The sequence below is a fragment of the Neisseria sp. genome (assembly GCF_041804105.1).
GTDB lineage: Bacteria > Pseudomonadota > Gammaproteobacteria > Burkholderiales > Neisseriaceae > Neisseria.
The window spans coordinates 23,639-45,348 of record NZ_JBHCJY010000060.1 but is presented as its reverse complement, the minus strand read 5'-3'; the positions used below and the strand labels follow the sequence as shown (position 1 = coordinate 45,348).

16 protein-coding genes, 3 tRNA genes, 1 pseudogene and 1 CRISPR repeat array are annotated in these 21,710 nt (G+C 55.3%); of the genes and pseudogenes, 15 read left to right on the top strand and 5 right to left on the bottom strand.

Annotated features, from left to right (window positions below; genetic code table 11):
• The 10 genes and pseudogenes from ACEYDX_RS06015 to cls form a co-directional block, all read left to right on the top strand.
• Nucleotides 1–555, top strand: a 555-nt coding sequence (locus ACEYDX_RS06015; RefSeq protein WP_373741118.1) for a hypothetical protein, incomplete at its 5' end; no start/stop codon positions are given.
• A gap of 3 nt (nucleotides 556–558) precedes the next feature.
• Complete coding sequence (locus ACEYDX_RS06010) at nucleotides 559–2,238, top strand: hypothetical protein (protein ID WP_373741117.1); 1,680 nt, start codon at nucleotides 559–561, stop codon at nucleotides 2,236–2,238.
• Nucleotides 2,239–2,285: 47 nt separating this feature from the next.
• The gene (locus ACEYDX_RS06005; RefSeq protein WP_373741116.1) at nucleotides 2,286–2,819 is read left to right on the top strand and encodes a hypothetical protein; all 534 of its coding nucleotides are present in this window, start codon (nucleotides 2,286–2,288) and stop codon (nucleotides 2,817–2,819) included.
• 53 nt (nucleotides 2,820–2,872) lie between these two features.
• Complete coding sequence (gene panC, locus ACEYDX_RS06000) at nucleotides 2,873–3,709, top strand: pantoate--beta-alanine ligase (protein ID WP_373741115.1); 837 nt, start codon at nucleotides 2,873–2,875, stop codon at nucleotides 3,707–3,709.
• A gap of 21 nt (nucleotides 3,710–3,730) precedes the next feature.
• Entirely contained in the window at nucleotides 3,731–4,561 is an 831-nt protein-coding gene (locus ACEYDX_RS05995; RefSeq protein WP_373741114.1) for a thermonuclease family protein, read from the top strand.
• Nucleotides 4,562–5,009: 448 nt separating this feature from the next.
• Nucleotides 5,010–5,660 (top strand): annotated as a pseudogene (locus ACEYDX_RS05990) (uroporphyrinogen-III synthase); the annotation flags it as partial.
• A gap of 348 nt (nucleotides 5,661–6,008) precedes the next feature.
• Nucleotides 6,009–7,340, top strand: coding sequence for a uroporphyrinogen-III C-methyltransferase (locus ACEYDX_RS05985; protein ID WP_373741122.1), 1,332 nt, complete (start codon nucleotides 6,009–6,011; stop codon nucleotides 7,338–7,340).
• A gap of 3 nt (nucleotides 7,341–7,343) precedes the next feature.
• Nucleotides 7,344–8,564 carry a heme biosynthesis HemY N-terminal domain-containing protein gene (locus ACEYDX_RS05980; protein WP_373741113.1) on the top strand — a complete coding sequence of 407 codons (1,221 nt, stop codon included), beginning with the start codon at nucleotides 7,344–7,346 and terminating at the stop codon, nucleotides 8,562–8,564.
• Between the two features lie 194 nt (nucleotides 8,565–8,758).
• Nucleotides 8,759–9,820, top strand: a complete 1,062-nt coding sequence (hemE, locus tag ACEYDX_RS05975) for a uroporphyrinogen decarboxylase (protein WP_373741112.1) — start codon at nucleotides 8,759–8,761, stop codon at nucleotides 9,818–9,820.
• Between the two features lie 253 nt (nucleotides 9,821–10,073).
• Nucleotides 10,074–11,561, top strand: a complete 1,488-nt coding sequence (gene cls / locus ACEYDX_RS05970; RefSeq protein WP_373741111.1) for a cardiolipin synthase — start codon at nucleotides 10,074–10,076, stop codon at nucleotides 11,559–11,561.
• Nucleotides 11,562–11,925: 364 nt separating this feature from the next.
• Here the strand turns inward: cls and ACEYDX_RS05965 are convergent.
• The 3 genes from ACEYDX_RS05965 to ACEYDX_RS05955 all read right to left on the bottom strand — a co-directional run bounded on the left by ACEYDX_RS05965 (nucleotide 11,926) and on the right by ACEYDX_RS05955 (nucleotide 12,317).
• Nucleotides 11,926–12,016 (bottom strand) — tRNA-Ser (locus ACEYDX_RS05965).
• Nucleotides 12,017–12,113: 97 nt separating this feature from the next.
• Nucleotides 12,114–12,200, bottom strand: a tRNA-Leu gene (locus tag ACEYDX_RS05960).
• A gap of 30 nt (nucleotides 12,201–12,230) precedes the next feature.
• Nucleotides 12,231–12,317, bottom strand: a tRNA-Leu gene (locus tag ACEYDX_RS05955).
• A 77-nt stretch (nucleotides 12,318–12,394) separates the two neighbouring features.
• Here ACEYDX_RS05955 and rnr point away from each other — a divergent pair.
• Together rnr and ACEYDX_RS05945 are read left to right on the top strand one after the other, a co-directional pair.
• Nucleotides 12,395–14,818: a ribonuclease R gene (gene rnr, locus ACEYDX_RS05950; RefSeq protein ID WP_373741110.1), complete on the top strand. Its 2,424-nt coding sequence runs from the start codon at nucleotides 12,395–12,397 to the stop codon at nucleotides 14,816–14,818.
• Nucleotides 14,819–15,101: 283 nt separating this feature from the next.
• Nucleotides 15,102–15,476 (top strand): hypothetical protein, encoded by a 375-nt coding sequence (locus tag ACEYDX_RS05945; RefSeq protein WP_373741109.1) that lies wholly within the window; start codon nucleotides 15,102–15,104, stop codon nucleotides 15,474–15,476.
• A gap of 20 nt (nucleotides 15,477–15,496) precedes the next feature.
• Here ACEYDX_RS05945 and ACEYDX_RS05940 read toward each other — a convergent pair whose 3' ends face one another.
• On the bottom strand, nucleotides 15,497–16,099 hold the full coding sequence (locus ACEYDX_RS05940; protein ID WP_373741108.1) for a CoA pyrophosphatase: 603 nt from the start codon (nucleotides 16,097–16,099) through the stop codon (nucleotides 15,497–15,499).
• Nucleotides 16,100–16,473: 374 nt separating this feature from the next.
• Between ACEYDX_RS05940 and ACEYDX_RS05935 the strand changes: the two genes are divergently transcribed.
• On the top strand, nucleotides 16,474–18,345 hold the full coding sequence (locus tag ACEYDX_RS05935; protein ID WP_373741107.1) for a hypothetical protein: 1,872 nt from the start codon (nucleotides 16,474–16,476) through the stop codon (nucleotides 18,343–18,345).
• 194 nt (nucleotides 18,346–18,539) lie between these two features.
• Complete coding sequence (locus ACEYDX_RS05930) at nucleotides 18,540–18,974, top strand: EamA family transporter (protein WP_373741106.1); 435 nt, start codon at nucleotides 18,540–18,542, stop codon at nucleotides 18,972–18,974.
• A 198-nt stretch (nucleotides 18,975–19,172) separates the two neighbouring features.
• On the opposite strand, the gene rph is transcribed toward ACEYDX_RS05930, so the two are convergent.
• A complete protein-coding gene (gene rph, locus ACEYDX_RS05925) occupies nucleotides 19,173–19,898 on the bottom strand; it encodes a ribonuclease PH (protein ID WP_373741105.1) in 726 nt (241 codons plus the stop codon).
• Nucleotides 19,899–20,211: 313 nt separating this feature from the next.
• Between rph and ACEYDX_RS05920 the strand changes: the two genes are divergently transcribed.
• A complete protein-coding gene (locus tag ACEYDX_RS05920; RefSeq protein ID WP_373741121.1) occupies nucleotides 20,212–21,066 on the top strand; it encodes a YicC/YloC family endoribonuclease in 855 nt (284 codons plus the stop codon).
• Between the two features lie 338 nt (nucleotides 21,067–21,404).
• Nucleotides 21,405–21,695: a CRISPR direct-repeat array (repeat unit 31 nt; unit sequence CAGCCGTTTTCAGACGGCTGTGTGTTGAAAC).
• Nucleotides 21,696–21,710 lie beyond the last annotated feature (15 nt).

Sequence of the window (21,710 nt, the reverse complement as noted above, 5' to 3'; positions counted from 1 at the left end):
GCCAAAACCATGAGCAAAAAAGAAGTCAAACCGAAACTGACACAGAAAGAAGCATTGACGCGCCTGCTGGATTTGATGAGCGTGGCGCAGACCACGGAAGATTTTTCTCCGCAGCGTTTGGAGCAGGTGTTTGGTTTGCCGGTTAAATATAATGAAACCGACAAGGGATATAGGATTAGTGAGCAGTTGCCCAATAGTGGGTGGTATATGTTTAAAGCCTACTATGTTCCCCCAAAAATGGAACAGTTGTCTTTCCGTTTTTCGGTCGGTGTCAACAACACAAAACCGGGCAGCGATCCCGATATGCGTCCTGTTTGCGAAATGACGATGGATGATTTCGGTGTGTTGGCCAAAAGCAAGGGTTTTACCATTCTGCCGAGAAGGGCATGGGGGCGCGCGCCTATTTTGGAAGGGTTTGATATGAAGAAAGGCAATCTTCAGGCCAAGATCAGTTTGACAGCCAGGGGCGGTCCGGGTACGGATTGGCGGAATCCGGGGCCTGCTTGTATCAAAACAATTGGCATTTATGTACCTGAAAAAAACAAAGGACGGTAAATCATGCCCAATCAACAGCTAACCTTAAGCCCTGCATCGCTGCAAATGTTGGATGATTTCCGCAAACAACCCGATGTGTTGCCAGAGCATTATCAAAACCTGATGGATGCCCTGACTGCTTCGCCCTTTTTGACGAAGCAGTTTAATACCGCCGTGGCCGAAGGGCGAGTGGCCGGTTTTAAAGCCCTTGATCCGTCGGTGAGCGCAGGCGGCAACTTTGATCCCGTTACGAAAAAAATCAGCCTGCCGTTAGGCAATCTGACCAACAGTGCATTTCAGGTTAAGGAAAACAAATACGATATGGTTTTTGTGCTGGCCCATGAGATACAGCACGGTTTAAATGACCCCGAGCAGCAAAAGGCAACGCATGAATTTTTCCAAGCCATTGACCGCAAAGCGCGGCAACCCGCCGTGCGCGACTATACCGAAGAAATCCAATCCCTGTTGGCATCTTTCCGGAGGGATGAAGCCAGCGCGGAGATTGCCGGATTCAACGCCTTGGTCAGCGCAGCAAACCCGACCAATAATCCGGCAAATATTCCGTCGTGGGCACAACTTTATGGAATGGCATGGCAACGAATGGAGGATTTTATTGCAGAGGAACCAACGTCGGAGGGCGATTTCTATTCTTTGAAAGGTATTGTGCCGAATGCCGATATGACTTTGTCGGAAGAGAAAAATCTGGACGTGATGGGCAGAAATTATTTTGACAAGGGGAGGGAAGAGGTGCAGCTGGCCAATTACTGCCCGCCGACAGGCTGCCAGCTCAACGACTATGTCGACTATTACAATCATTACGGCTCATGGATTGTGGGACAGGTTATTACGGCGGAACGCCGACACAATCCGAACAGCAAAGAGCCTTTGGTGTTGGATATGGTTAAATCGAGGCTGACCGAAGAAATGCTGGAAGAGAACGGCCTGTGGGTGGACGGGCAAACCATGCCCTACAAAGACATCGGTAAAAATCCGCCCGTACTGGGAACATTCAACCACACTTACGACGGCGCACAGCGCAATACTTGGATTCCCATTGCTTATGGCAGGGGCAGTTACCAGGAGTGGGCCGCTCAAGAAAAAGCGGTTGCCGACCCGCAGGAATCCAAATTGGATGCTCTGTTTTCCAAATACGGCAAACTGCTGGAAGCCGCCAAGCAGGACGACCATGAGACGTTCCGTCAGGCAAACCGGCAACTGATTGCCGACAGCCCCACGGCAAGCAGGAAAATGGCGGAATTTGATACAGCCGCCGAAATGAACAGGCTGCAGGCGGAAGAGGAGAAACGCCGTTTCAGTCTCGGCAATATGCCGCAGCGCGCCCAAGAGCTTTACGGCCAAATCGATACCAAGCTGCGGGCATATTACGACGAACACAAACTGCCTTATACCGAACACGGCATGAGAAACAGCGTTGCCGCGCTGACGGCGGAAGCCTATGCCAAACGTATGCCTGCGGTTCAAGATGTGGGCGTGAGTAACGACGGCAGGGTCGCAGCATGGCACGAGACCCGTGCCCACCGTTTCAGTGATGCCGTAATCCATGCGGAAAAAGCCGCAGCTACTCCGGCCCGCGAGAGTTTCGAGCAGACGCTTCAGGCACAGGAAAGGCTGGCGGAAGAAGACCGCAGGCGCGAATTGGAAAGGCAGATGGAGCGGCAGCATTCCTACGGCATGAGCCGTTAGGCCGTCTGAAACAGTATTTGATTTATTTAAAGTGATGGGAGTAGCGAATGGATGCGGAACAAACCGTTGAGAAGATAGATGCGGTTTTGGAAATGGGCGCGATGCTGACGGAAAGGTATCAGCAGCAGATGGAAGAGGCGACCGACCGGATGCAGCGCCAACTCGATGAATCGCTGGCGCAGTATAAAAAAGAACTGACGGCTTTTGCGACCGAAAACATCAAAACGGATTTGGACAGGGTGCTGCGGCAATACAGGCAGGACATGGACGAAACGCATGAAACGATGGTACACCGCAGTAAAGAGTTCAACACCTATCTGCATTTGGTAACGGAAGAAAACCGCAAAATTGCCCGCAAGGCTTGGATAGGAACAACGGTTTGTTTGGTGTGTATGGTGTCGATGCTGTTTTGCGGCGTATGGCTGGCGGCACATTATGCAGACAGAATCAAAGAAAACAAAGCGGCTGCGGAAATAACGGAGTTGTTGGCGAAATCGGATATTGTCCGCTGCGGCGGTTCGCTGTGTGCAAAAACGGATAAGGCAGGACGGGATGGGTATCGAACCATCAAGCTGAAGTAAATTATCTCTATATTAATATATGTAAATTTTAAGATGGAATGAAAGGCTAAACCATGCAAATCATCCACACAGTCAAAGAGTTGCGCGAATGGCGCAAAACCGCAGGGCGCGTGGCGTTCGTGCCGACGATGGGCAATCTGCACGAAGGGCATCTGGCGCTGGTGCGCGAGGCGAAGAAGCGTGCGGAAAATGTTGTTGTCAGCATTTTTGTGAACCGCCTGCAATTCGGGCAGGGCGAGGATTTCGACAAATATCCGCGCACGCTGTCGGATGATGCGGCCAAGCTGGAAGGCGAGGGCGTGGCGGTGGTGTTCGCACCGGACGAGCGCGAGCTGTATCCGAATGTGGCGCAGCGTTACAACGTCGAACCGCCGAATCTGCAAAACGAGCTGTGCGGCAAGTTCCGCCCGGGCCATTTCAGGGGCGTGGCAACGGTGGTAACGAAGCTGTTCAATATCGTCAAACCTGATGCGGCCTGTTTCGGCAAGAAGGATTACCAGCAGCTTGCGGTGATTAAAGGGTTTGTCGAAGATTTGGATTTCGACATCGAAATCGTGCCCGTCGATACCGGCCGCGCTTCAGACGGCCTGGCGCTGTCGAGCCGCAACCAGTATCTGAGCGAGGCGGAACGCGCCGAAGCACCGCGCCTGTACCGCGAACTGTGTGCCGTTGCCGAAGCGGTAAAAAGCGGCGATGTGGACTATGCGGGCTTGGAAGCGGCGGCGGCAGGCCGTCTGAAAGATGCGGGCTGGACGGTGGATTATGTGGAAATCCGCCATGCGGACACGCTGGAAGTGGCGCATGCGGGCGACAAGCGGCTGGTGGTGCTGGCGGCGGCGCGCTTGGGCAGTACGCGGCTGATCGACAATCTGGAAATCGTTTTGGCCTGACGCTGTTTTCAGACGGCCTTGATGGGTAAAGGTATGATAAAGAAACTGTTTACGGCCAAAATCGCCGTTGCCGCGATACTTGCCGCGCTCGGTGTGGCGGGTTATCAGAGCGACGAACTGGAATGGGTGCGCGACGGCGTGAGTCTGGTGGAAAAGGCGGGCGCGTCGGGTTTGGACAGTCTGCTGCCGGAAAAAACCGGTTTTCGCAGAGAAGGCGGGCAAAACGGGGCGGAAGCCGTTTCGGAAGCACCGTCGGGCGGAAACGGTCGGGCCGAATCCGCGTGGAAAAGCCTGTTTGACGACGGCAAAAGCCGCAGCGACGGCGGCCGCAACGATAAGCGGCAAGTTCCCTCGAAACGCAGCTACACGGGCCGAGTTACTTCCGTTGCAGACGGCGATACCCTGCGCGTAACCGATTCGGACGGGCAGAAGCACAAAATCCGTCTGGCTTACATCGATGCGCCCGAAATACAGCAGGCTTACGGCGAAGCCGCCCGTGATTCGCTGCGCGATATGGCCGACGGTAAAACCGTTGCCGTAACCGTGTTCGAGCGCGACCGCTACCGCCGCGAAGTGGCCAAAGTGGAAGTGGACGGCAAAGACCTGAACCTTGCCCAGCTGCGGCGCGGTGCGGCATGGCACTACACGTCTTATGCCGCGAAAAAACAGGACGGTTCGGACTATGCCGGTTACGCCGCCGCCATGAAAAAAGCCCACGCCGGACGGGTCGGTTTGTGGAAGAAAACCGATCCGCAAGAGCCTTGGAATTTCCGCAAACAGCAGCGCGAACAGCAGGAAAACAGCGGGAAAAAGAACCGGGATTCCGGCATGGAATGGTTGCGGTTGTGGTAGCCGGATAAGGTTCGGAGCGGTTGCTGAACCATTTTATTTTAAAAGCCTGTATTTGAGGGCTGTATTTGGTTGGTGCTGCCTGATGCAGAATCGTTCTCAGCCGTTATTCCCGTTCAGGCGGGAATCCATCTTTGAGGTTTCAGAAACCTTTTCAATCCATGAGCTTGTGAGTTGACGGTAAATTCCCGCCTGCGCGGGCATGGACGGTATTTTTAGTGTCATCAAATACATCACCTATACATTACCCGACACACCCGACACAGCCTTTGGAACAACTGCGACAGGCCGTCTGAAAACCGTCGGGTCGCCTTAATTGTGGCGGTTTGCGGCGGTTTGCGGTATGGTATCGGTTATTTCGGACGGCCTTTAACGGAGCTGCCCGAACGCTGGAATAGATTCAAACTGCGGCGGATGTGCAGGCCGCAAACGGAAAGGCCGTCTGAAAATCATGAAAACCATCTTAATCGTCCGTCCCGCGCAGCGTGCGGCGGCAGATGCCGAAACCTGCCGTAAGGCGGGATGGGATGCTTTGCCGTTCTGTCCGCTCGACATCGTGCCCGACGAAGCGGCGCTGGCGCAGTTTGCGGAACGGTATGCTGCGGCGGATGCAGTGTTTTGGGTCAGCCCGACGGCGGTGGAAACGGCGCGGGCTGCTGTGGATTTTTCAGACGGCGTCAAACCGCAGGTGGCGGTGGGTGCGGCAACGGCCAAAGCGTTGCAGGCGGCGGGCGTAGCGGAAATCCATTTTCCCGATGACGGCCACGACAGCGAAGCGGTGCTGCGTCTGCCGTTTTGGCGCGATTTGAAACTGGGTTCGCGGGTGTTAATCGTACGCGGCCACGGCGGACGCGATGTGCTGTCGGAAGGTTTGGCCGCGCTCGGCTTGAAACCCGAATATGCCGAAATTTATTTCAGACGGCCTCATACGCTCGATTGGCAAACGTTGGACAACCGCGATATGCGGGCTGTTTATGTTACTTCCGCAGAATTGGCGCAGGCCGTGTTCGCACAAGCGCCGCAGGAGTACGCCCAATTTTTGCGGAACTTGCTATACTTCACCCATCATCCGCGCATTGCCGAAGCGCTCCGCCGTGCGGGTGCGGAACGGGTGGAAGTGGTGCGGCGTTTGGACGGTGCGGCTTTGGCTTTGGCGGATAAAACGGATGCCGGGCCGTCTGAAAAAGCGGCCGTACCGCAACATTCTGAAGACAGGCCGTCTGAAAACGTTTCCGGATACCATGCCGAAGCATCCGTGCATGACGTTGCGGCATCAGGGAACGTGATTACCGTGGATGCGGCAGGGCAGGCTCTTGTTCATGATTCCCCCGTCAAGTCCGAGAATACGCCGCCTGTTTCAGAAGGCTCGAAAAGCAAAACTCCGGAACCCGTTTCCGAACCGATTCCCGCGCAGCCCCAACCGCAGGCTGCGCCACACACAGGAAAACCTATGCAAGAACCGAACAACCAAACCCCCGCCGCGCAGCCGGTGGTCATCAAGCAATCTTCAGGAAAAGGCGTGGCGCTCGGCGCACTGGTGCTGTCGCTTCTGGCTTTAGGCGCGGCAGGCTTCCTGTTCGTACAGGGGCAGAACGAGTTGAAAACCCGCGATTTGGCGGTAGAGCAAAAACTGGACAAAGCCGCGTTGGGCGAATCGCAAAACGCCACGCTGCTGCAGGAAAGCCTGCACCGCCAGCAGGCCATTACCGCGGAGCTGACGAAACTGGCTTCCGGCCAGCAGCAGAACAGCGGCCAAATTGCTTCGGCGCACCGTGCGTTTCAGGAATTGCAGAAAGGCCGCGTCAACTGGCTGGTGGACGAAACCGAAACCATGCTGAACCTGGCGTCGCAGCAGCTTTTGCTTTCGGGTAACGTGCAGGCGGCGGTGGGCGTGCTGGAACACATCGAAAGCCGTCTGAGCCGTTTCGACCAACCCGATCTGCTGCCCATCAAACAGGCGGTCAGCCAAGACTTGACCGCACTGAAAACACGTCCGTATCTGGACGTTTCCGGTACTGCATTGCGCATCGACCGTTTGGAAACTGCGGTAGCCGGTTTGCCGCTCATGGTTGACGGCACGCTCAAGCCGGGCGAAGCCGCTCCCGTGCAGCAGCCCGCACAGTCCGGCTCGTGGTGGGAAAACGCGTGGAACAAAACCGCCGAAACTTTGAAAGGCTTGGTGGAAGTACGCCGTCTGAACAGTTCGGATGCCATGCTGATGTCGCCCGAACAGGTTTATTTCGTGCGCGAAAACCTGCGCCTTCGTCTGCTGGATGCGCGTTTGGCGCTGCTCCAGCACAACGGCGAGGTTTATCAGAGCGATTTGAACAACGCGGAAGCAGCGGTCAAGCAGTATTTCGATGCGCAATCGCCCGCCACGCAGGCATGGCTGAAAGAAATCGCCGCACTCAAAACATTGGATTTGCGCATGATTTCCGATGATGCGCTCAAAGCCAGCCTGACTGCGGTCAATACTTATCAGGAAGGCCGCCGTACCCGCGTGGACGCTTCCGGTTTCGAATCCGCTCCCGCCGCCGCTGCATCTGCACCGGCAGCCGCTTCCCAGCCTGCGGCAGAACAGCCTTCGGCCGCACCGAAAATCCCTGCGCTGCCGTCTGAAAACAAAGCGGCAAGCGGTGTGAAAACGCCGGAGCCTGCCAAAGAAGCACCGAAAGCAGCCGAAAAACCTGCGGCCGCTCCAGCCGCGAAGCCTGCTTCAGCAGCCAAACCCGATACCGCTAAGCCGGCTGCGAAACCGGAAAACGGCGCGAAAGGGGCGTAACACATGAAAAGCGTAATCTGGATTGTGGTTTTGTTTGCCGTGGCTGTCGGTTTGGCGCTGGCGGCAGGCACGTATAGCGGCAATGTCTATATCGTGGTCGAACAGACCATGCTGCGTGTCAACCTTCACGCTTTCGTGGTCGGGCTGTTGTTGTTCGTGGTGGCGCTTTATATGCTGGTGCGCCTGGTTGCGGGGCTGTTGGGTATGCCCGACCGCATGCAGCGTTTCGGTACCGCCCGCAAAGGCCGTCAGGCTGCGCTGGCTTTGAACCAGGCGGGGCTGGCCTATTTTGAAGGCCGTTTCCAAAAAGCCGAGCAGGAAGCGGCCAGAGTGTTGGCCAACAGAGAAGCGGGCGATAACCGTACTTTGGCCTTGATGCTGGGTGCACATGCCGCCGATCAGATGGACGATGCCCCATTGCGCGACCGCTATCTGAAAGACATCGAAACCCTGCCTGCGAAACAGCAGCTTTCCCGCCATCTGCTTTTGGCCGAATCTGCGCTCAACCGCCGCGACTATCCCGAAGCCGAGCAGAATCTGAACGCCGCCGCGCGCATCAATGCCAACCTGACCCGCCTGGTGCGCCTGCAACTGCGTTACGCTTTTGATCACGGCAATGCGCTGGAAGTATTGTCCACTTCCGACAAGCTCGCCAAAGCAGGTGCCGTCAACGATTTTGAAGCAGCCGAATACCAAACTTGGGCATACCGCCGCCTGCTGGCGTTGGTGTCCGACGCGGGCGGCCTGAAAGCCTGTCTGAAACGCATTCCCGACAGTCTGAAAAACGGCAGCCTGAGCGTACCGATTGCTGAAAAATACGAACGGTTGGGGCTGTACGAACAGGCGGTCAAATGGGTAAAAGAACATTACCCCGACAGCCGCAATGCCGAGTTGCTCCGACCTTTTGCCGACAGCGTGCGTTTTCTGAGCAGCCGCGAGCAGCAGAAAGCCATCGACACTGCCGACGGCTGGCTCAAAGCCGATCCCGACAACGCGGGCCTGCTGCTGTGTTTGGGCGAACTGGCCTACGGCGGCCAGTTGTGGGGCAAAGCGCAGGGCTATCTTGAAGCCAGTTTGTCGGTCAAACCGACGTCGGCGGCCTATCTTGCGCTGGCCAAAGTATATGATGCCACCGAACAGGGCGAAAAAGCCGAAGCCCAACGCCGCCTCGCTTTGGAAAACATCACCGCAGCGGAAAACGCACAGTTGCCCGCTGTGAAATAACCGATCCGGCACAGGCCGTCTGAAACAGGTTTTCAGACGGCCTGTGCCGGTAAGTTGTTTGCAGATACCGGATTTGCTTGTTTTGCGGCAACAATGTATCCGCGTATCCGTCCGCAGTTTGGACTCTTCCGAACGTTATCCGCACAGGCCGTCTGAATCTTTCAGACGGCATTTCATCCGAAAGCGCACATCACATGACCGAACTTAAAAACGACACCTTCCTGCGCGCGCTGTTGAAACAGCCCGTCGAATATACCCCCATTTGGATGATGCGCCAAGCAGGCCGCTATCTGCCCGAATACAAAGCCACCCGAGCCCGTGCGGGCAGTTTTCTCGAACTCTGCAAAAACACCGAGTTGGCCACCGAAGTAACGATACAGCCGCTCGAACGCTTCGATTTGGACGCGGCGATTCTGTTTTCCGACATCCTCACCGTTCCCGACGCAATGGGCTTGGGGCTGTATTTTGCCGAAGGCGAAGGGCCAAAATTTGAGCGTCCGCTGCAACACGAAGCCGACATCGCCAAACTCGCCGTGCCCGATATGGCCAAGCTGCAATATGTGTTCGACGCGGTAACGTCCATCCGCAAGGCCCTGAACGGCCGTGTGCCGCTCATCGGCTTTTCCGGCAGCCCGTTCACGCTGGCCTGCTATATGGTGGAAGGCGGCGGCAGTAAAGAGTTCCGCACCATCAAATCGATGATGTATTCGCGCCCCGACCTGCTGCACAAAATTTTGGACGTAAACGCCCGCGCCGTTACAGCCTACCTTAACGCCCAAATCGATGCCGGCGCGCAGGCCGTGCAGATTTTCGACACTTGGGGCGGCGTGTTGAGCGATGCCGCGTTCAAAGAATTCAGCCTGCGCTACATGAAACGGATTTCAGACGGCCTCAAACGCGAAAGCGAAGGCCGCCGCGTGCCGGTCATCATGTTTACCAAAGGCGGCGGCCAATGGCTCGAAGCGATGGCCGAAGCAGGCGCGGATGCGCTCGGCTTGGACTGGACGTGCAACATCGGCCAGGCCCGCGAACGCGTCGGCGGCAAAGTCGCCCTGCAAGGCAATTTCGACCCGTTCGCCCTGTTCGGTACGCCCGACAGCATCCGCGCCGAAGTCGCCCGAATTCTCGAAGCCTACGGCCACGGCAGCGGCCATGTGTTCAACTTGGGACACGGCATCAACCAGCATACCGACCCTGAACACGCCAAAGTGCTGGTGGACGCGGTACACGAATTGTCGCGGCAGTATCACGGTTGACCGTGATAAGGACAAAGGCCGTCTGAATGTTTTTCAGACGGCCTTTGTGTTTGGAATGTGTTTGAACATGCTGTATTTAGAGATTGTGTTGATGACATGTTGGCACAATGGATTTCTCCAACTTCCGTCATTTCTGCGCATACGGAAAGCCGGTTGAAACTTGGGAAATCTCTTGCATTTATGAATTTGTAAATAAAGTAAATGCAGGGGGGAATTTTAATAGATAAGGCCGTCTGAAAAACAACGGCTTACGATGACGATGCAGTTTTCTTGGGGCAGCCTTTTCCTTTTTCTACACACCGCCGCGGCGCTGGCCTGTGCGGTGCGCGTACTCTATAAACAGCACAATACCGGCACGGCTTTTGCGTGGCTGATTATCCTGTTTCTTTTCCCGCTGTTCGGCACGGTTGCCTACCTGCTTGTCGGCGAACCCCGGCTGGGCATGGCGCGGGCGAAGCGGTCGGAAGAAATGAACCGCTTTTACCGCGGGTTTGCCGAGAAATATCTCGACGGCATTTATCTCGATACCGGAAGCGGTATCAGTCCGCGTTACCACGGGCTGAGCCTGGTGGCTTCCCGCAGCACGGGTTTGGGCGCAACCCGCAGCAATGCCATGCAACTGCTGTCGACCACAGACGGCATCATCGATACCATGCTGCAAGATATTGATGCGGCGGAGCATTCCTGTTTGCTGGCGTTTTACATCATCGAACCGCAGGGGCGGATTGAAGAGATTCTGAACGCCGTGCTGCGTGCCGCTGATCGTGGCGTGGATTGCGCGGTATTGGCCGACGCAGTCGGCAGCAGCGTTTTTTTCGGCAGTATTTGGCCGGAAATGTTGCAGGAAGCAGGTGTTGAAGTCCACAGCGCCCTACCGGTAGGGCCGCTCAGAACGCTGTTTACCCGCAGCGATTTGCGGAACCACCGCAAATTGTTGATTGTGGACGGTAAAATCGGTTATACAGGCAGCTACAATCTGGTTGACCCGCGCTTTTTCAAACAGGGAGCGGGTGTCGGCGAATGGGTGGATGTGATGATGCGCTGTACAGGGCCGATGGTGTTGGAAATGGCCGCGGTGTTTTATGCGGATTTGGCAGTCGAAAACGATGAAAACCTGCAAAGCATCCGCCAATATCTGACCGAAAACGAAGCGCGCATTCCCGAAATGCTGCCCGAAAAAATGCAGCAGGGCAGTGTGGTTGCGCAGGTGATTCCGTCATCCCCCGAGCAGAGCGACCGAGTGATTTACGAAACCATCCTGTGCGCCGTGCATCAAGCCAAGCGGCGCATTACCGTAACCACGCCGTATTTCGTTCCCGACGAACCGCTGCTTACCGCGTTGACCACTGCTGCCAAACGTGGCGTGGAAGTCATTCTGATTCTGCCGGAAAAAGTCGATTCGCTGATGGTGCGTTATGCCAGCCGGGCCTATTACCCGATGCTCTTGGATGCAGGCGTGAAAATCGCGTTGTTCAAAGGCGGCCTGCTGCATGCGAAAACAATGACTGTTGATGACGGCTACACGTTGTTCGGTACGGTGAATATGGATATGCGCAGCTTTTTCCTGAATCTGGAAATCAGCTTGGCTGTGTACGATAGAACCGTAACCGCCGAAGTCCGCGCACTTCAGGAAAACTACTTGGCCGACAGCAGCTACATTACCGTGAAAGCATGGCAGCAGCGCGCGAAGTGGTGGGGATTGGTGGAAAACACCGTCAGACTGATGGGGCCGCTGTTATGAACGGGAGTAGGAAGAACCGGAAGAGTATGGAAAATAGGCTTTAAAAATCATATATGTCTCGATATACATCGGTTGGTATTCGGTTTAGTCAGATCGGGAAACCATGTTGGATACGTTAAAAAACCGCATATTAACCGCCGTATTATCTGAACCAATTTTTCTCCGAGAAGCACGGCTTCCCAGTTGGACAGGGCGGCGGCAGGGAAAAATTTATATTGCTGTGCAAACTAATCCGTTAGAGGGCGTTGCAGCGTAATCTTGTTTTTAAAATAAGGCCGTCTGAAAAAGTTTTCAGACGGCCTTATTTGAGTGGCTGATTTGATAAATAAAAAATCCCTTGAATTATCAAGGGATTTTAATGTTGTGGCAGAGGGGAAGGGATTCGAACCCTCGATACGCTATTAACGTATACACACTTTCCAGGCGTGCGACTTAAACCACTCATCCACCCCTCTAAAAACTTTAGCTTTCAGACGGCATTATAAACCATAAGGCCATCTGAAAAAATCCTTAACCGTTAAAAAACGGAAAACCGGTTTGTTACCGGTATTCTGGTGCCCAGGAGAAGACTCGAACTTCCACACCCGTGAGGATACCAGCACCTGAAGCTGGCGCGTCTACCAATTCCGCCACCTGGGCAATTATCTTTATCCGAATGAAACAGAGCTGTGGTGCCCAGAAGAAGACTCGAACTTCCACACCCGTGAGGATACCAGCACCTGAAGCTGGCGCGTCTACCAATTCCGCCATCTGGGCTTTGCTTTATTCGGTGTTTTGCGATACAGTGCGACTGCAGCCGCAAAGAAGTCAGAATTATATATTTAAGTGAAAGATTGTCAACAGCCAAAATGAAAAAAAACACTAAACAGTTAAATTTGAGAGAGAAAGACCCTTTTTTAAATCGGGAAAAACAGCGTTACGATCAGCCGTTGCCCAGTCGCGAATGGATGATTGAAATTCTCGAGCGGGAAGGCGTGCCGCTGAAAACCGCCGTACTGGCGCAGATGCTGTCGATTACGGAAGACGAATATGAATTTTTCGTGCGCCGTATCCGCGCGATGGAGCGGGACGGGCAGGTGCTGATCAACCGCCGTGGTGCGGTGTGTGTGGCCCAAAAGCTGGAACTGGTAAAATGCCGCGTGGAAGCGCACAAAGACGGTTTCGGTTTCGCCGTGCCGCTGGTGTCTGCGGGGCAGGGCGATTTTGTTTTGTATGAACGCCAGATGCGCGGGGTGATGCACGGCGATATTGTTACCGTCCGTCCTGCCGGTATCGACCGGCGCGGCAGGCGTGAGGGGCAGGTGCTGGACATTGTCGAACGGGCGCAGTCGCAGGTGGTGGGCCGTTTTTATCTTGACCGCGGCGTAGCGATTCTCGAGGCCGAAGACAAACGCCTGCAGGACATTGTATTGGAACCTGACAGCGTGGCCGAATTCAAGCCTTCAGACGGCCAGGTGGTTGTGGCCGAAATCGACAGCTATCCCGACGGCCACCGTCCGGCCGTTGCGAAAATCGTCGAAGTGTTGGGCGGTTATGCCGACAGCGGCATGGAAATCGAAATCGCCGTACGCAAACACCATCTGCCGCACCGTTTCAGCGAAGCCTGCGGAAAAGCCGCCAAAAAAATCCCCGACCGTGTACGCAAAAGCGATTTGAAAGACCGCATTGATTTGCGCAGTCTGCCTTTGATCACGATAGACGGCGAAACTGCGCGCGATTTCGACGATGCCGTTTATGCCGAGAAAATCGGACGAAACTACCGCTTGGTGGTGGCGATTGCCGATGTGAGCCATTATGTGCAACCGCTAGATGCCATCGACAAAGATGCGCTGGAACGCAGCACCAGCGTGTATTTTCCGCGCCGCGTGATTCCGATGCTGCCGGAAAATCTGTCCAACGGCATCTGTTCGCTCAATCCCGATGTCGAGCGTTTGTGCATGGTGTGCGACATGACGGTAACTTATGCGGGCAATGTGAAAGCATACAGCTTCTATCCCGCCGTGATGCGTTCACATGCGCGGTTGACCTACAACCAGGTTTGGGACTGGCTCGAGCAGGGCGGCGATTATCCGCATAAAACCCAAATCGAAACGCTCTACAAACTGTTCAAAATCCTGCAGGCCAAGCGGCAGCAGCGCGGTGCGGTGGAATTTGAAAGCGTGGAAACGCAGATGGTGTTCGACGGTAACGGCAAAATCGAACGCATCGTTCCCGTTGTCCGCAACGACGCGCACAAACTCATCGAAGAATGTATGCTTGCCGCCAACGTGTGCGCGGCGGAATTTTTACAGAAACACAAGCATCCGGCATTGTTCCGCAACCATCTCGGCCCTACGCCCGAAAAACTCGCCGCCTTGCGCGAACAGCTCGCCCTGCTCGGCCTGACGTTGGGCGGCGGCGACAAACCTACGCCGAAAGACTACGCTGCGCTGGCCGAACAGTTCAAAGGCCGTCCCGACGCGGAGATGCTGCAAGTGATGATGCTGCGTTCCATGCAGCAGGCCGTGTACGAACCCGCCTGCGAAGGCCATTTCGGGCTGGCTTATTCCGCTTATGCGCATTTTACGTCGCCCATCCGACGCTATCCCGACCTGACCGTCCATCGTGCGATTAAGGCTGTTTTGCAGGGTAAAACATATGTGCCCGAAAAATCATGGCAGGAGCTCGGCGTGCACACCTCGTTTTGCGAACGCCGTGCCGATGATGCCAGCCGGGATGTCGAAAGCTGGCTGAAAACCTACTATATGCGCGACAAAGTCGGCGAAGTGTTCGGCGGCCGCATTTCCGGCATGACCAGTTTCGGCATCTTCGTTACCCTTGACGACATCCACATCGACGGGCTTGTCCACATCAGCGATTTGGGCGAAGACTACTTCAACTACCGCCCCGAAATCATGGCGATCGAAGGCGAACGCAGCGGCGTGCGCTTCAGTATGGGCGGCCGTGTTACCGTGCGTGTGGCGCGTGCGGATTTGGATACCAGCCGCATCGATTTGACGTTGGTGAGCGGCGGAGAGGCCGGTAAAAAACGCAGCCGGAAAAGCACGGCAAAAACAGCGGCCGCCCAACAGGGCAAAGCTGTGCAAGCCGCCGTACCGGGCAAAAAAGCGGGCAGGCCGTCTGAAAACGGCAACGGAAAATCCGCAGGCAAAGCCAAGGCAGACAAAGGCAAACGCAAGGCAAAAGGCGTGAAGATTAAGGTAAAGGAAGCTGCGAAAACCGAAGCCAAGCGCAAAAAACGGAGTAAAGCCAAGTAAGCGGCAAGTATTCCGCGTCGTTTAAGGTTAACGTGTTGCAAACGTTATGAGGCCGTCTGAAAAACATTTTTTCAGACGGCCTGTTTTCTGTACAGGATTTCCGTATCGGCGGTTGATGGTTTGGTTGATTCGGCAAGCGGTTTTTTTGATTGAAGGGGCGTGATTTTTATCAAGGCGGCAGATGTGGGCACGGGATGGCAGTGGAGAAATGCGTATTCCGTCTGTAAAGGAGCGGCTATATCGGATAAGTCGGATAAGGCAGTTGGATATCCGAAGGCTGTGTTTGGATATTGTGTTGATACTTGGTTTCCGTTATTCCTACGCAGGCGGGAATCCATTTTTTATCTTTTCAAGTGATTGTTTAAAAAAAGGATGTCGGATTTCAAGCATGGGTTTCCGCCTGCGCGCGAATGAAGGAAGTGGGAAAAAAACCATCTTGCCGCTGTGTTATCAACACTACCCAAATACGGCATATCTGAAAGCTTTCGGCCAACCTAGTCAATCGTGTATGAGTTATCAATACTACCCAAATACGGCATATCTGAAAGAGGCCGAACCACCCGTTACAAACCATATGCGGTACGGGATGGCGGCAATCAGGAGGGTTAACTGTTTTTCAGACGGCACGAAGTTGTCAGGATACGGGCAGGCCGTCTGAAAAAGTGTTCGGCACAACGTTCAGACGGCCTGCTGCCACCGTTGCAGGCGTTCGGCCAATCCTTTCAGAATCAGGGCGGTCAATCCCCAGATGTCGTGGTTCAGATAGGGCAGTTGCGGCGTGTGCAGGGTTTGGCCGCGATGGACGGCGGTGCGGCTTGTGTAGCGGGCAAGGTCGAGTGCGTCATCCAGCGGCAGGTAAATGATTTCCGCAACTTCGTCGGGATTGGGGAAAACGGGAGGATTGTGGCGGCAAAGCGCGGGAACGGGGTGGACGCGGTATCCCGACGGAGTGGCCAGACAGGGCAGGGCGGGGAAGGTTTGCCATGCTTCGGCGGGAATACCGGTTTCTTCGTATGTTTCGCGTAGGGCGCAGGTTTCGGGCGTGTCGTCGGAAACATCCATGCGTCCGCCGGCAAACGAGATTTGTCCGCTGTGGTGGCGCAGGTTGTCGGCGCGGCGGGTCAGCAGGATGTGCCAGCCGCTTTGCTTGGCGACGATGCCGATCAGAACGGCGGCTTCTTTCGATGCCGAATGTTCAAACATGTTCAGCCGTTGCGTTTCGCTCTCGAGCGGAATGGCAGCGGCCTGTTGCAGGAAAAGGACGAGTCGGTCGGTGTTCATGATGTTGCGGAACGGTTTTCAGACGGCCTGCGGCGGAACGGGAACTGCGGCATGTCGGTACCGTTTGGTTGTTCCGGCGTTTTGGCCGTTACAGGCCGTCTGAAAAAAACGGAAAACACCGCCGATGTTGCGGGGCGGCAAATCAACAAATGCGCGTGCTTGTGATAAAGTATCGGTTCTTCGGAAAACTGTCCACCGTTTTCCGGCTCTGGCGGACGGGCGCAGTAAACCCGAACGGGAAACCATGCCGTCCGGTGGACGGATGCCTGTTTCGACGGATGCCGTTTTTCCGCACAGTAAAGATTTGATTGGAATGCAGGGTTCAGGCCGTCTGAAAACCGCGTGTTCCCCCATTATGATATTAAGGATTCTGTATGTTTTTTGCCCGTAAACGCTTCGCCGCTCCGCTGTTGGCGTTTTGTATGGCATGTGCAGGCTATGCCCACTCTGCCGGAGAAGTGCCGGAAACCAAATTGAAAATGCCGTCTGCAAAGGAATACCGGCGTATTATTCCGACCAACCGTTTGGAGCAGGACAGCCGCCTTTCCGAAGAAAAGCGACGCAAAAGAATCGTGGAACGCGCGAACACGGTATTTACCCTGTTGGGCGGCGAAACCGCCCTGCAAAAGGGGGATGCGGGTACGGCTCTGGCCACTTATATGGTGATGCTCGACCGGCAGAAAAATCCCGACATCGCCGAACGTGCGCTGGAAATGGCCGTTTCGCTCAATGCCTTTGAACATGCGGATATGATTTACCGCAAGTGGCAGCAGATAGAGCCTGTGCCGGGCGAAGCGCAAAAACGCATGGCTTGGGTGCGCAGCCTGCTGTCGGGCGATACCGAATATACGCTGAAAAATTTCGACGGCGTATTGAACAATGCCGACGAAACCCAGGCGCGGCGGCTGTTTCTGCTGTTGGCGCAGGCATCGGTGCGCCAGCCCGGTTTGAGTGAGAAAATCGCAAGCCAAGTGCACAAGGCTGCCAAAAAATACCCCGATATGCCCGAGGCGGCGATTGCCGACGCAATTTTCAGCGCGCACGGCAACCATGAAAAACACGCTGTCGAAGCCTTGCAGCGTTTGGCAAAACTCGATTCCGAGCTTCTGCCGCCCACCGAGCTGACCCTGCGCCTGATTGCGCACCGCAATCCCAAAATCATCAGCCGTTTTTTTGAAAAAACCGATACGAAAAACCTGTCGCCGATTTGGCAGGAGTTGGAAATCAGCAGCCTGATTACCGCCAAAGACTACGGTAAGGCTTACAGTCGCCTGCAGCAGATGCTGTCGGAAAATCCCAGCGCCGATCTCTACATGCAGGCCGCGCTGCTGGCGGGTATCCGCAAAGACGATATTTCCGTGTTCGGCAATTATGTGGAAAAAGCCTATAACGCAGGTACGCGCGAACAGAAGAGCCGTGCCGCCATCATCGCCACCATGCGTTATGCCGACGACAAAAACTACCAATCCGCCCAAAAATGGCTTGACCGCGTGAGTGCTTCCGATTATGCGTTTGACAAAGCCGTATTGAGTGCTTCCCTTTATGCCGACCGCGGCAACTATGCAGCCGCGCTGAAAGAGGCGCAAAAAGGGCAGAAACTGCCTGTGCAGCAAGGGCGTTTTTTCAACAGCGGCGATTTGCAGCGCATCCAGATTTATGCGCTGTCCAGAAGCAACCGCCCGAAAGAAGCGCTGTCCGAATTAAACAAACTGTCCGCCAAAGTCGAAAAACAGCGCGGTTCGACAGAACAGTTGTCCGACATTCTCTACCACCGTGCCATGATTTACGCCGACGGGCTGAACCAGCCAGCAAAAGCCGTATCCGACTTGCGCCGCTATCTTCAGCTCAACCCCAACAGCGCCACTGGCATGAACGCGCTCGGCTATACGTTGCTGACTATGGATAAAAAGCATGTCGACGAAGCCTTGACCCTGATTCAGGCGGCCCATCAAATCGAACCTGATTCTCCCGCCATCAACGACAGTCTCGGCTGGGCGTATTACCTGAAAGGCGATGTGCAGGCAGCCCGCCCCTATCTCCAATTTGCGTTCGAACAGTATCCCGATCCCGAGGTGGCCGCGCATTACGGCGAAGTTTTGTGGCAGCTCGGCGAAAAACAGCAGGCGCAGGAAGTGTGGAAAAAAGGGCTGGAACGCGGCGGAAAAAGCCAAGTCATCAGACAAACCGTGCGACGTCTCGGAGCCAGGCTGCATGCGGTTAACCCTGCGGCGAAAAGAAAAAACTGACCCTGTTCCAACTCCGATACGGTCGGCCTCGATTGCAGGGATTGCCCGAACCGAAAGCCTGACGGCACAGCCGCCAGGCTTTCGTCAGGCCGAAACCTTCGGCTTTATGGCAGATAAACGCTGCAATACGACCCGATACGGCAGGCCGTATTTAGAACCGATTTGCCTAATAAAGGCCGTCTGAAATTCCGATAATGATGAAATCCACGCTTTTTTTCCTGCTGCTTGCCGCCGTCGGCAGCAGCCTGTACCACGTCGGCCAAAAATCCCTACACGACGTTTCTGCCAATCCGATGCTGCTGCTCAGTCTTTACTACGTCAGTGCGCTGGCGTTGTGTTTGGCGGCTATGCCGTTTTTCGGCAAAACCGATTTTTCATCCGTAGGCACGTTGGCTGCGGATTGGCGGCTGTGGCTGGTGGCCGCAGGCATTTTGTGTATCGAACTCGGTTTTCTGCTGGCTTATCAGAGCGGCGGTTCGGCACAATGGTCTGGTGTGGTGGTCAACGGCGCGGCCGCGCTGTTACTTGTGCCCCTGAGCCTGATACTGTTTCAGGAGTCGTTTTCTTGGAACAAAATCATCGGCATTGCGATGACGCTGACAGGCATCTATTTTGTGGTGAAGAAATAAGCTAAGGCCGTCTGAAAAACATTTTTCAGACGGCCTTTCAGTTGTATGTGCATGGCAGACGGAGATGTTCCTGTGATGTCCGAAGCGGATGAAAATCCAATCATCCGCATGACGGAAAACCGATGGCGTCGGCGGAGTCGGTAACCGGTTTTTCGGATGGTGTTACGGGAACGGCCACTCCTCCGACGGCTTGATGTTTCAGGTTTCCAGTGCCTGCCGCTGCAGGGCGGTCAGTTCCGATATGCCTTTCTGCGCCAGCGCAATCAGTTTGCCCAATTCGTTGGTGGTAAACGGCGCGCCTTCAGCCGTGCCTTGGATTTCGATGATTTTGCCCGATGCGGTCATGACAATGTTGACATCGCTGTCGCAGCCCGAGTCTTCGGGATAATCCAAATCCAGCAGCGGCACGCCGCCGACCACGCCTGCGGATACGGCGGCCACGGCTTCGCGGACGGGGTTTTCCGCAATCAGGCCGTCTGAAAGCAGCTTGTTGACGGCGATTTGCAGGGCGACGAATGCGCCGGTAATCGAAGCCGTGCGCGTGCCGCCGTCGGCCTGAATCACGTCGCAGTCAATCAGAATCTGGCGTTCGCCCAGTTTTTCCATATCGACCACGGCGCGCAGCGAACGGCCGATTAAGCGTTGGATTTCCTGCGTGCGGCCGGACTGTTTGCCCGCGGCGGCTTCGCGGCGCATACGGCCAGCGGTGGAGGCAGGCAGCATGCCGTATTCCGCCGTTACCCAGCCTTCGCCTTTGCCGCGCAGAAAAGGCGGCACGGCTTCGTCGATGCTGGCGGTGCAGATGACTTTTGTGTTGCCGAATTCAATCAGCGCCGAACCGTCGGCATGGGGCAGGAAACGGGGCGTGATGGTTACGGCGCGCATCTCGTCGGCGGCGCGGCCGCTGCGGGCGTAGTCGGTCATGGTTTGTCCTTGCAATGATGGTGCGGCGGATTATATCACGCGTAAATGTGTTATATTTCGGGCTACTTCCACCCGCAACCAGAACGGAGCTAAATCGATGACCGCACGCAAAGCCCCTGCGAAAACAGCCGAAACGCAAACCGTAGAAAAATCACCGGCCAAAGCCGCCGCCCGTAAAACCCCCGCAAAAACCGCACCGGCCAAGGCAGCGGCAAAACCCGCCGCAACGCCGTCTGAAAAAACCGCGGCCAAAGCCGTTGCCAAATCTGTTTCCAAACCTGCGGCCAAAGCCGCTGCGGGCAGCATTCACAGCATGACCGGTTATGCCAACGCTTCCGGCGAAGCTGCGGGCAAACGCGTCAATCTCGAAATCCGCTCCGTCAACCACCGCTATCTCGACTTGCAGTTCCGTATGCCCGAAGACCTGCGCCATTTGGAAGGCACGCTGCGCGAACAAATCGCCGCAGCTGCCCAGCGCGGCAAAATCGAATGCCGCATCCAGTTGCAGGACGTTCAGAACGGCGCCGCTTTAACCGTTAACCAAGAGTTGGTCGGAAAACTTGCCGCGCTGTCGAAAGACATCCGCAAAGCGCACGGCGGTTTGGGTAAGCTGACGGTGGCCGACATCCTCAATTTCCCCGGCGTGCTGGCCGCAAACAGCACCGATGCCGAAGCCCTCGGCACGGCGGTGGCCGGTTTGCTGACGGCGGCTCTGAAAGAATTTTCCGCCTCGCGCCTGCGCGAAGGGAAAAAACTCGCCCAGCACCTGATCCAGCGTCTTGATTTGATGGAAGAAATCATTGCCGCATTGGAAGAGCTGTTTCCTGCGCTGATTGCCGCCTATACAGACAAACTGAAAACCCGCCTGCAGGAAGCCGTCGGCAACATCGACAACGACCGTTTGCAGCAGGAGCTTGCCCTGTTCCTGCAAAAATCCGACGTTGACGAAGAATTCAGCCGCCTGCGTACCCACATCGCCGAAGTGCGCCGCACCGTTACCGAAGGCAAGGGCGGTGCGGGCAAGCGTCTCGATTTCCTGATGCAGGAACTCAACCGCGAAGCCAACACGCTCGGCAGCAAAGCCATCGCCGCCGAATGCACACAGGCTTCGGTCGAACTGAAAGTGTTAATCGAACAAATGCGCGAACAGGTTCAGAACATCGAATAAGCCGTGTTTTATTCGTGCATAAACAAAGGCCGTCTGAAAAATGTTTTCAGACGGCCTTTAACTTGCAGACGGACGGCGGAACCGTATGCGGATTTGTTCCTTATCGCCACAGGTTTTGCGGGCAGTCTGGGGGATTTTGATGCGCCATAGTCCGCCAAACGGTTGTACACAGAAAAAAGGAGCGGGGTTGGCGGTAAATAACTTTCTTGAAAAAACAAATGGTTGTGATGGAAAAGAGCAAAGAGAAAGCCGTGCTATACTAGGCTCGGCCTTTTTCGTGAATGCTTGGCGAAACTCGGTGGCGGAAGCCTGATGCGGCAAGGTTTTCGGAGAAGGCTCAGCCGTTTTCAGACGGCTGTGTGTTGAAACGGCCAGTAGCCTTTGGTTACCGGCCAGTATTTGTCAGCCGTTTTCAGACGGCTGTGTGTTGAAACCAGTCTCGCCGCCTGTGGGGACAACCACGGGGACCAGCCGTTTTCAGACGGCTGTGTGTTGAAACTGCGGTTATTGACAACAATATGGATGACCGGAAACAGCCGTTTTCAGACGGCTGTGTGTTGAAACGCGATTGGACAATTTCCGCAGGCGGTAGCTGATTCAGCCGTTTTCAGACGGCTGTGCATCAAAACCGCCTATTGAAATTG